Consider the following 10,669-nt stretch of genomic DNA (forward strand, 5'->3'; position numbering starts at 1 on the left):
CACGATCTTCGAGCGCCCGGTGCCGCGCCGCGCGGCGGTCTTCGCGGCGGGCTTGGCGGGTCTCGCGGCCCCGTCCCCGGCGTCGGGCCGGCCGGCCGGCGCCTTCGCGGGCGCCTTCGCCGGAGACGGCCGCGTACCCCGGGTCTTCTTACCGGAGGGCGACGTGGCCCTCCCCGCGCCGGCCATGTCGGCCTCCCTCGCGCTGGTCGCCTCGACGGGCAGTGCGGGCAGCATAAGTCCCCTTTCGCGACACGGCAACAACCTGCGTCTGTTACCGACCGCTTATGCCCGGTCGCCGCGCGTGCGGAAACCCTCGGGTTTCGCCCGATCTCGTCAAGGACGCGGCGCGCGGCCGCCCGGATCCCGCCGGGACGGCGCCGCCTGGACGCCCCGCCTGGACGGTGGCCGGGCGGTAAACGGGAAGAGGTTGCGCCGCGGGTGCGTTAAAGTCGGCACAGCAGTCGCATCGGCAGGCATTGATGGGGACACCTGCCGCCGCACGCAGCCATGAGCGACCCGGGGACGGTGCGAGCCCGGGGGCGAGCCCGGCGGTCTGATCACCCCGGAGCCGCCGGAAGAACCGTCCCGGGCCCGCGCCCGGGGCCCAGTAGACCCGGTGGCCGAGACTCGAACGAAGCGGACCGCGCCCCTCGGGCACGGTCAAGGAGGGTGGTACCGCGGGGCCCCCGCCCGAACGATCCGGGCAGGCGTCTCGTCCCTCCGGTCCACGTGCAGTTCTCGCGTCGATCCGGAGGTCCGCCATCGTGAGCCGGAGTTTTCGGCCACTGCCCGCGCAGGTCGATCTGCCCGCCCTGGAGCGGGACATGCTGCGCCGCTGGCAGGAGGGCAAGGTTTTCGAGCGGTCCCTGGAACGCACCGCGTCCGGGCCCCGCTGGGTGTTCTACGAGGGTCCGCCGACCGCCAACGGCATGCCCGGCGTCCACCACGTCGAGGCCCGCGTCTTCAAGGACGTCTTCCCGCGCTACAGGACCATGAAGGGCTACCACGTCCCGCGCAAGGCGGGCTGGGACTGCCATGGCCTGCCCGTCGAGGTGGCCGTCGAGAAGGAGCTCGGCCTCACCGGCAAGAAGGACATCGAGGAGTACGGCGTCGCGGCGTTCAACGACCGCTGCCGCGAATCGGTGCTGCGCCACGTGGACGCGTTCGAGGAGATGACCGAGCGGATGGGCTACTGGGTCGACATGTCCCAGGCCTACCGCACCATGGACCCCGAGTACGTCGAGGCCGTGTGGTGGTCCCTCAAGCAGGTCTTCGACAAGGGCCTGCTGTTCCGCGACTTCCGCATCACGCCCTACTGCCCGCGCTGCGGGACGGGCCTGTCCGACCACGAGCTCGGCCAGCCCGGCGGGTACGAGACGGTCAGCAGCCCCTCGGTGTACGTGCGGATGCCGGTCACCTCGGGCCCGCTCGCCGACCTGGGCGCGTCGCTGCTCATCTGGACGACGACCCCGTGGACGCTGGTGTCGAACACCGCCGTGGCCGTCCACCCGGAGGTCACCTACGTCGCCGCCCGTCCGGCGGACTCCGACGAGGTCCTCGTGGTGGCGGAGCCGCTGCTGGAGCAGGTCCTCGGCGAGGGCGCCGAGCGGCTCGCCACGTTCCAGGGCACCGAGCTTGAGCGCACCCCCTACCGGCGGCCGTTCGAGCTGGTCGACATCCCCGAGGCGCACTACGTCGTCCTGGGCGACTACGTCACGGTCGAGGACGGCACCGGGCTCGTCCACCAGGCGCCCGCGTTCGGCGCCGACGACATGACCGTCTGTAAGAACTACGGCATGCCGATCGTCAACCCGGTCGGCCCGGACGGGCGGTTCCTGCGCGAGGTGCCGCTGGTCGGCGGGAAGTTCTTCAAGGACGCCGACGAGCCGCTGACCGACGACCTGCGCGCGCGCGGGCTGCTGTTCCGCGGCGGCCACTTCGAGCACAGCTACCCGCACTGCTGGCGCTGCCACACGCCGCTGCTCTACTACGCGCTCCCCGCCTGGTACATCCGCACCACCCAGATCAAGGACCGGCTGCTGGAGGAGAACGACAAGACGAACTGGTTCCCCGAGACGGTCAAGACGGGCCGGTACGGGGAGTGGCTGCGCAACAACGTCGACTGGTCGCTGTCGCGGAGCCGCTACTGGGGCACGCCCCTGCCGCTGTGGGTGTGCGGCGAGGACGAGGACCACATCACCTGCATCGGGTCGCTCAAGGAACTGGGCGAGCTGGCCGGGAGCGACATGTCCGCGCTCGACCCGCACCGCCCCTTCGTGGACGACGTCACGTTCGGGTGCCCCCAGTGCGGCGCCGAGGCGCGGCGGGTGCCGGACGTCATCGACGCCTGGTACGACTCGGGCTCGATGCCGTTCGCGCAGTGGGGCGCCCCCCACCGCAACCAGGACGTCTTCGAGGCCTCCTACCCGGCCCAGTACATCTGCGAGGCGCAGGACCAGACCCGCGGCTGGTTCTACTCCCTCATGGCCGTCGGGACGCTCGTGTTCGACCGGTCGTCCTACGAGAACGTCCTGTGCCTCGGGCTGATCCTCGCCGAGGACGGCCGCAAGATGAGCAAGCACCTCGGCAACGTGCTCCGCCCGATCCCGCTGATGGACCAGCACGGCGCCGACGCCCTCCGCTGGTACATGCTCGCCAGCGGGCTGCCCTGGGCGTCCCGCCGGGTCGGCCACACCGCCCTGGAGGAGATCGTCCGCAAGGTGCTCCTGACGTACTGGAACACCGCGTCGTTCTTCGTCCTGTACGCCAACGCCGCGCAGGCGCAGGGCCGCGCGTGGACGCCGGACCGCACGGCGGAGGCGCCGGCCCCCGCCGACCGCCCGCTGCTGGACCGCTGGGCGCTCGCCGAGCTGCACCGCACGGTCGGCGAGGTCGACACCGCGCTGGAGCAGTTCGACACCGCCCGCGCGGGGCGGCGGCTCGCCGAGTTCGTCGACGACCTGTCCAACTGGTACGTGCGGCGGTCCCGCCGGCGCTTCTGGGAGGGCCCGGAGAGCCCCGAGGGCGCGGCCGCGTTCGCCACGCTCTACGAGTGCCTGGAGACCCTGACGCGCCTGATGGCGCCGATGGTGCCGTTCGTGACCGACCACGTGTGGGACGTCATCCGGCCCGAGGACGGCCCCGAGTCCGTGCACCTCGCCGACTGGCCCGCCGTCCGGGAGGACCTCCTCGACAGCGACCTCGTCACCCAGATGGGGCTCGTCCGGCGGCTGGTCGAGCTCGGCCGGTCCGCCCGCGCCGCCAGCGGCGTCCGGACCCGCCAGCCCCTCGGCCGCGCCCTCGTCGGCGCGCCCGGCTGGTCGGCGCTGCCCGCGCAGCTACGCGCCCAGATCGCGGAGGAGCTGAACGTCCAGGCGTTCGAGGAGCTGTCCTCGATCGGCGGCGACCTGGTCGAGTACGAGGTCAAGCCGAACTTCCGCGAGCTCGGCAAGCGGTTCGCCAAGGACACCCCGAAGGTGGCCAAGGCGGTCACGTCCGCGGACCCCGCCGCGCTCGTGCACGCCCTCCGCGACGGGGGCGCCGCCGAGGTCGAGGCCGACGGCGTCGGCACCGTCCGGCTGTCGGCGGACGACGTGATCGTCACCGAGCGGCCGCGCAGCGGCTGGGCGGTGGAGAGCGCCGCGGGCGAGACCCTCGCCCTCGACCTCACCGTCACGCCCGAGCTGCGCCGCGCGGGCCTCGTGCGGGAGGCCGTCCGGCTCGTCCAGGAGGCGCGCAAGGCCGCCGGCCTGGAGGTCACCGACCGCATCGACCTGTGGTGGGAGGCCGCCGGCGACGACCTCGCCGAGGCGCTGCGCGCGCACGGCGCCGAGGTCGCCGCCGAGGTCCTCGCCGCCTCCGTCACCGAGGGCCGCCCCGAGGGCCTGGACGCGGGCCGCGACGACGAGCTGGGCCTCACCTACTGGCTCCGCAAGGCCTGACGGCTCGCGGCGCCGGGAACGGCCGGACCTTCACCGGCCGTCCCCGGCGCCGCGCACGCCGTACCTGCCGGTTTCCGAGCCCGTAGATCACGTCGCGCCCGCCGCCCGGCACCCGGCACACACGCCTGCGGAGGGTCACCGCGGCCGACGAGTCCGCGTGCCGCCCGGGGAACTTCCGGTCAGGCCTTTTTCGCGTCACATCGCGTTTGCGATGATGTCGGGGTGAACCTTCCCGAGCAGCCCTCCGACTCCCCGTCCCCCGCGCAGATGCGCGCATCGGACGCCGACCGCGACTCGGTCGCCGACCGCCTGCGCGAGGCCCTGGCGGAGGGACGGATCACGCCGGAGGAGCACGCCGAGCGCATCGACGCCGTCTACAGCGCCAAGACCTACGCCGACCTGGAGCCCGTCCTCGCCGACCTGCCCTCCGAGCAGGCGCCCCGCCCCCGCGTGGACCTCCGCAAGGAGGAGGTCCTCCCCCCGCCTCCCCCGCAGTCGTCCACGCTCGTGGCGATCTTCTCCGGGGTGGAGCGCAAGGGCCGCTGGCTGGTGGAGGAGCAGACCAACGTCGCCTGCGTGTTCGGCGGCGCGGAACTGGACTTCCGGCAGGCGGTGCTGAGCAGGCGCGAGGTGACGGTCAACATCACGTGCGTGTTCGGCGGCGTGAACATCGTCGTCCCGCCGGGCGTGCGGGTGCAGCCGTCCATGGTCTCGATCTTCGGCGGGACGGACTCGCCGGGCGACGACACCATCGACGCCGACGCGCCCGTCATCAAGCTGACCGGCATGAACCTGTTCGGCGGCGTCTCCATCACCCGCCGCGAGGTCGGCGAGACCCGCCGCGAACGCCGCCGCCGCGAACGCGAGCGCCACCTGGAGCACATGGAGCGGCATCTGGAGCGGCACCAGGAGCACTTGGAACGCCACCTGGAACGCCGCGAGGAGCACCGCCGCCGCCGCGACGAGCGCCGCGACCACCTCCGCGAACTCCGCGAAGAACGCCGCCGCCACCGCTGACCAATCAGCGCCAGAACGCCCGAAGGCCCGCCCTTTCAGAGGAAGGAGCGGGCCTGACCAGACGCCTGATCGCCTGAGAGCCCGCCCCTTTGGACAGCCGGCGGACCGGCTGGCGTCATGGTGCCCAAGCGAGCCCAGCCACGCACGCGAGCGCGTTAACTGACCGAGTGGGGCGAAGCCGAAGGCGAGCCCCACTCGGGAAGATCGCGAAGCGATGCAGCGCTCGCCCAAGCACGGTCAGGGGGCGAGCCGCAAGGCGAGCCCCCTGGGCCGGGATTGCATTAGTACAGCGATGCAGCGCTCGCCCAAGCACGGTCACCGCACGAGCCGCCAGGCGAGTGCGGTGGGCCGGGATTGCATGAATTCAGCGATCGGGCTGGCACACCAGGCAGGGGGTGCAGCCTCGGGCCTTGGCCTCGGTGCGGGACAGCGACTCCAGGTCGTCCGCCTCGTCGCCGATGTCCTCGATGAGGGCGCAGTCGACGCGGTGGTAGCGCTTGGTGCCGCTGAGGATGCGGACCTGCGGGCCGTCGTCGTCGGCGGGGACGTCCACCGGGCCGGTGGGCGCCTCCGGGTCGGCCTCGGCGGCGGGTTCCGGGTCGGAGGACGGGGCGGGGTCGGACGCGGGCTCCGGCTCGCCGATGCCCGTCGAGCCGAGCGGGTCGTCCGACCGGCTCCTGTCGGATGCCGGGGCGTCGTACTCGTCGGTGTCGCGGGGACGGGGCGCGGTGGTGCCGTGGACGGACGCCGGGGCGGGCCCCAGGTCGACCGTCGCGTCACCCGGCGCGGAGTCGGCCGCAGGGAAGCGTTCCGGCTCGGAGCGGCGTTCCGCGTCGACGGGCTCGTCCAAGGCCGTTTCCGGGGCGCTCAGGGGCTTATCGGCCGACTTGTCGGCGGGGCCGGGACCTCCGACGGGCAGATCCGTCAGCGTCGGCCCCGCGGGGGACGCGCGGTGCGTCCCGGAGGAGGAGGTGCCGGACGAAGGCGTGCCGGCGTCGCGGCCCGCGGACGGGAACTCGCCCGATTCGTGCGACGCCCGCTCGTGCGACGCCCGCGGGATCTCGGCCGTCTTCTCGAAACCGGCCGGCTTCTCGAAGCCGACGGCCGGGGACGGCCGGGTGGACTGCGGTGCGGGCGGGATGTACGGCGAGGGCTGGCCGAGGCCCGCCGGGCCGCTCTCGGACCGGGACGGCGAGCGCTCGCCGCCGGGCTTCGGGGACTCGCCCGCCCTGCTCGCGTCGGCCGACGCGGGGACCGACACCGCGGCGCGCGCCGCCAGTGCGGTGTCGGGCATGCAGGCGGTGCAGGGGCTGAACCCCTCCTCCTTGGCCTCGGCGTACGTGAGCTCCTCGGTGTCCCGCCCGGCGAGTTGCCGGCAGGTGTCCAGGTGGTAGCGCTTGCGGCCGCGGACGACGAACACCACCGCGTCGTCGGGGACGTCGACGGGCTGGACGGGGATCTCCACCTCGTCGTCGGCGGCGGGCTCCGCCGGCGGCACGGGCTCCTGGGGACTCCCGGCGCCCTTGGCGGGCGCGGGAGGAGCCGACCTCCGGCGCTTCCTGTCCTTGGCCTTGCGCTTGGCGACGGCGGGCGGGGCGCCCCCGCCGAACAGCTCCTTGCGGCGCAGGAACACCCCGATGGCGAGGCACAGCGCGGAGACGATGCTGACGGCGATCGAGATGTAGATCACGACCAGCGCGTCCAGGCCGAAGACCTGGGCGCTGTCGCCGTTGCCCGCGACGATTCCCGCTACGAGCAGGGCGATCGCCACCACCACGAGAACGCCACTCAGGATGATCACGGGGTCTCTCCCTCGTTCAGACCGCTCGGCTCCGGGCCGCCGTCATGGCCCGGTGGTCGACCCGCCGTCGCCGCCGGGATGGCGCATGCCATCCTCGGCGCGGCGATCGGAACGACACTATCGCCTGCGGCGCTCGCGTCAGCGCCTCTCGTGCGGCGGGTTGTCGCCGCCCGAGTGGAACGCGCCGGTCGCCGAGTGCTGCACCTGCTGGGCGTGCTGCGCGGGCTCGGCGGGCGGCGGGAACGAGGGGCCCGCGGGGTTCGAGCCGCCGGCGCCGTTCCGGTCGCCGTGGGACAGGGAGCTCTGCGGGCCGGTCTGCGGTCCGGGCTGGGGCTGGGCGGGGGCGGCTCCGGGGACGGCGGCGAACGCGCCGGTCTCGGTGCTGCCCGCTTCGAGGTCGCGGAGCTGGCCCTCCAGGTAGACCTTCAGGCGGCTGCGGTACTCCCGCTCGAAGGCGCGCAGGTGGTCGACCTCGCGCTCCAGCTCCTCGCGCTGCTGCACGAGCGAGCCCATGACCTGGCGGTGCCGCTCCTGCGCGTCGCGGTCGAGGGCCTCGGCGCGCGAGCGGGCCTCGCTGACGATCTGGTCGGCCTGGCGGCGCGCCTTGCCGAGGATCTCCTCGGCCTCGCGGCGGGCGCGGCCGAGCGTCTCGTCGGCCTCCCGGCGGGCGTCGGCGATCGCCTGGTCGGCGGTCTGCTGGGCCAGCGCCAGCACGCGCGCGGCGGTGTCCATGTTGTCCTCGCCGGTGGGCGCGGGCGCCATGCCCAGGCCGCCGAGCATCGGCTCCGGCTCGGGCTGCGGCTGCGGCTCCGGGCGGGGCGGCTCGGGGATCTTCTGGACGTCCGGCTTGGGCTCCACGATCGGCGCTGCCATGGCGGGGACCTTGCCGCGCAGGCATTCGGCGAGCTTGGCCCGCAGCTCCTCGTTCTCCTGGATGAGGCGGTCGAGCTCGGCCTCGACCTCGTCGAGGAAGGCGTCCACCTCCTCCTCGTCGTACCCCGGCCTCAGCCTGGTGGTACTGAACTGCTTGTTCCGCACATCGGCGGGTGTCAGCGGCATGTTCGTCTCCTTGGCGCGCTTGGAGTCTGTCCCCAAAGGACGGTATCCGATCAGAGCCTCTGCACGAAGATGATCATGACCCAGACCACAAGGATGAGGAAGGTGAAGCTGAGGTCCAACGCCACGTTACCCAGCCGTATGGGCGGAATGAAACGCCTGAGAAGCTTCAGTGGCGGGTCGGTGATGGTGTAGGTCGCCTCAGCGATCACCAGCACCACCCCTGTCGGACGCCATTGCCGGGCGAACGACTGCAGGACTTCGAGGATCAACCTCCCGATCAGGAAGAGGAGGAAGAGATACAACACGTACTGCAGTACGAGTCCAACGATGTTCACGAACACTCTCGCATGTGGCTGTCAGCTCTGGTTGAAGAATCCTCGTTCTGCCATCCGGGCCTTGTCCTCCGCCGTCACCTCCACGTTGGCCGGTGAGAGGAGGAACACCTTGTTGGTAACACGCTCGATGCTCCCGTGCAGGCCGAACACGAGACCTGCCGCGAAGTCGACGAGCCGTTTGGCGTCGCTGTCGACCATCTCGGTCAGGTTCATGATCACCGGTGTGCCCTCACGGAAGTGCTCCCCGATGGTCCTTGCCTCGTTGTAGGTCCTAGGGTGCAGCGTAGTGATGCGCGCAAGGTCCGTGGTACCGCTCTCGTAGAGAGCCACGGAGCGTCGCTCCACCGGTGACGGAGAGTGATGATCGCGATCCCGGTCCGGGGTGTCCTCGGCTCGGGTAAGCTGACCGCCGGATTCGTCCTCGCGGCGGCGTCCCTGACCGGCGTCGGTCTCCTCGTCGTAGACCTCGTACTCGTCGTAGTCGTCGTACTTGCCGTACTTGTCGTCGTAGCGGTCGTCCTCCACCAGGCCGAGGTAGACCGCCATCTTGCGCATCGCGCTGGCCATATGTCCCTCCGTGTCCTGTGGCCGCGGCACCTGGCGCGTCGGGCGCCGCCATTGGACTGGTCCATCTACGTGGTCCGCGTTCCGGCAGGTACCACTGGGGGGACATTACCTGACGATTGCCCGTCGGCCGCCGAGCAACGCCGTACCGACCCGCAGGTGTGTCGCGCCGCACGCGATCGCCTGCTCCAGATCGCCGCTCATCCCGGCCGACACGACGGCCGCCCCGGGATGCGCCCGCCTGACCTCCGCGGCGACCGCGGCCAGCCGCGTGAAGGCCGGCAGCGGGTCGGCGCCGAGCGGCGCGACGGCCATCACGCCGCCGAGCTCCAGGCCGTCCGCGCCCGCGATCTCGTCGGCCAGGGCCGGCACCGCCTTCGGGACGGCGCCGCTGCGGCCCCGCTCCTGGTCCGGGACGTCCTCGTCGAGGGACACCTGCACGAGGCAGCGCAGCGTGCGCCCGGCGCGGACCGCCGCGTCCGACAGGGCCCGGACCAGCCGGGACCGGTCGACGGAGTGCACCACGTCGGCGTACCCGGCGACCGCACGCGCCTTGTTGGTCTGCAACGCCCCGACGAAGTGCCAGGTCAGCGGCAGGTCGGCGCACTCGGCGGCCTTGGGCCGCGCCTCCTGGTCGCGGTTCTCGCCGACCTCCGTCAGTCCCAACCCGGCCAGCAGCCGGACGTCGGACGCGGGGAACGTCTTGGTCACCGCGATGAGCGTGACCTCGTCCTCGGCCCGCCCGGCAGCGGCACAGGCGTCCGCGATCCGCTCACGCACCCGAGCGAGGGCATCGGCCAGCTCGGCACGGCGCTCCCCCGGCTCCCGGGCCACGCCCGTCATCGCCCCTCCCACGAAGCATCATCACGACCGCCACCGCGAACACCGCCGTGGCCGTCCCCGCGGGCGCCGCTGTGGGGGCCGCCGTGGGCGTCGCCGTGGGCGTCGCCGTGGGCGTCGGTCGTGTCCGGCTCGTCGTCTTGGAGCCAGACGTAGCCGGCGAAGCGGCCCGTGCGGCCGTCGCGGCGGTAGGAGAACAGTTCGGGGGTCTCGATGGTGCAGCGCGGGTCGGTCCGCACGTCGGTCACGCCCGCGGCGGCGAGCTGCGCGGCGATCCCGGCGCGGATGTCGAGGCCGGGGGTTCCCTTGGACGTGACCGCGTACGCGGCGGGGACCACGGCGGCGACGTCGTCGCGCATCGCGGCCGGGACCTCATAGCAGCCGCCGCACGCCGCCGGGCCGATCGCGGCCGTCATCCGGGCGGGGTCGGCGCCCAGCGCGCGCATCCGCTCGACCAGCGCCGGAACGACCCCGGCGGCCGTGCCGGGACGGCCGGAGTGGGCGGCGCCGACGACGCCCGCGGCGGGGTCGGCGAGCAGGACGGGGGCGCAGTCGGCGACGAGGACGGCGAGCGCGAGGCCGGGCACGGTCGTGACGACCGCGTCCACGGCGCCGGGGACGCCGCCCGCGGAGGGCCCGGTGACCTGCGCGACGTCGGCGCCGTGGACCTGGCGCATCCAGACGGTGCGGGCGGGGTCGACGCCGAGCGCCGCGGCGGCGCGCCGCCGGTTGGCCCGCACGGCGGCGTCGTCGTCGCCGACCGCGCCGCCGAGGTTGAGGGAGTCGTAGGGGGCCGTGCTCACGCCGCCGGCGCGCCCGGTGAACCCGGCGCCGACGCCGTCGCCCAGGGCGACGGTGGTGATCACTTCAGGAAGTCGGGGACGTCGAGGTCGTCGTCCTCGTCGAAGACCACGGGCCGGCGGCGCTGCCCGGTCGAGGCGGGGCCGCCCTCGTTCTCCCCCGCGTGCACGCGGGACGGGGACGGGTCGGCGGCCGGACGCGGCGCGGGGGCGCGGCCGGCGCCCTCGCCCTGCTCGCGGTCGGCGGACTGGGCCGACTGCGGGTTCTGCGGCGCGGCCGCGCCCTGCGGCGCGGCCGGGGTCTCGGTGCGC

7 protein-coding genes and 3 pseudogenes are annotated in these 10,669 nt (G+C 73.3%); 2 read left to right on the top strand and 8 right to left on the bottom strand.

Annotated elements, in window-relative coordinates:
• Positions 1 to 234 (bottom strand): annotated as a pseudogene (locus tag E1300_RS51935) (TraR/DksA family transcriptional regulator); the annotation flags it as partial.
• A gap of 530 nt (positions 235 to 764) precedes the next feature.
• Between E1300_RS51935 and ileS the strand changes: the two are divergent.
• Both ileS and E1300_RS42595 read left to right on the top strand, forming a co-directional pair.
• Positions 765 to 3,941, top strand: a complete 3,177-nt coding sequence (ileS, locus tag E1300_RS42590; protein ID WP_131762968.1) for an isoleucine--tRNA ligase — start codon at positions 765 to 767, stop codon at positions 3,939 to 3,941.
• 222 nt (positions 3,942 to 4,163) lie between these two features.
• Positions 4,164 to 4,958 (top strand): DUF1707 SHOCT-like domain-containing protein, encoded by a 795-nt coding sequence (locus tag E1300_RS42595; protein ID WP_306440698.1) that lies wholly within the window; start codon positions 4,164 to 4,166, stop codon positions 4,956 to 4,958.
• Between the two features lie 364 nt (positions 4,959 to 5,322).
• Here E1300_RS42595 and E1300_RS50785 read toward each other — a convergent pair whose 3' ends face one another.
• The 7 genes and pseudogenes from E1300_RS50785 to E1300_RS50790 all read right to left on the bottom strand — a co-directional run.
• A complete protein-coding gene (locus tag E1300_RS50785) occupies positions 5,323 to 6,759 on the bottom strand; it encodes a hypothetical protein (protein WP_165503245.1) in 1,437 nt (478 codons plus the stop codon).
• A gap of 138 nt (positions 6,760 to 6,897) precedes the next feature.
• Entirely contained in the window at positions 6,898 to 7,818 is a 921-nt protein-coding gene (locus E1300_RS42605) for a DivIVA domain-containing protein (RefSeq protein WP_131762969.1), read from the bottom strand.
• 50 nt (positions 7,819 to 7,868) lie between these two features.
• Complete coding sequence (locus E1300_RS42610; RefSeq protein ID WP_131762974.1) at positions 7,869 to 8,153, bottom strand: YggT family protein; 285 nt, start codon at positions 8,151 to 8,153, stop codon at positions 7,869 to 7,871.
• Between the two features lie 21 nt (positions 8,154 to 8,174).
• Positions 8,175 to 8,720, bottom strand: a complete 546-nt coding sequence (locus E1300_RS42615) for a cell division protein SepF (protein WP_131762970.1) — start codon at positions 8,718 to 8,720, stop codon at positions 8,175 to 8,177.
• 105 nt (positions 8,721 to 8,825) lie between these two features.
• Positions 8,826 to 9,560: a YggS family pyridoxal phosphate-dependent enzyme gene (locus E1300_RS42620; RefSeq protein ID WP_131762971.1), complete on the bottom strand. Its 735-nt coding sequence runs from the start codon at positions 9,558 to 9,560 to the stop codon at positions 8,826 to 8,828.
• Between the two features lie 137 nt (positions 9,561 to 9,697).
• Positions 9,698 to 10,423, bottom strand: a pseudogene (gene pgeF, locus E1300_RS42625) (peptidoglycan editing factor PgeF); the annotation flags it as partial.
• Positions 10,420 to 10,669, bottom strand: a pseudogene (locus tag E1300_RS50790) (cell division protein FtsZ); the annotation flags it as partial. The pseudogenes pgeF and E1300_RS50790, both read right to left, overlap by 4 nt.

Origin of the sequence: Actinomadura fibrosa (assembly GCF_900659615.1) — a bacterium.
Taxonomy (GTDB): Bacteria; Actinomycetota; Actinomycetes; order Streptosporangiales; family Streptosporangiaceae; genus Spirillospora; species Spirillospora fibrosa.

Excerpts from the sequence above, each read along its gene's own strand:
- E1300_RS42620 (WP_131762971.1), bottom strand. The coding sequence starts at position 9,560 with ATGACGGGCGTGGCCCGGGAGCCGGGGGAGCGCCGTGCCGAGCTGGCC.
- E1300_RS42615 (WP_131762970.1), bottom strand. The coding sequence starts at position 8,720 with ATGGCCAGCGCGATGCGCAAGATGGCGGTCTACCTCGGCCTGGTGGAG.
- E1300_RS42605 (WP_131762969.1), bottom strand. The coding sequence starts at position 7,818 with ATGCCGCTGACACCCGCCGATGTGCGGAACAAGCAGTTCAGTACCACC.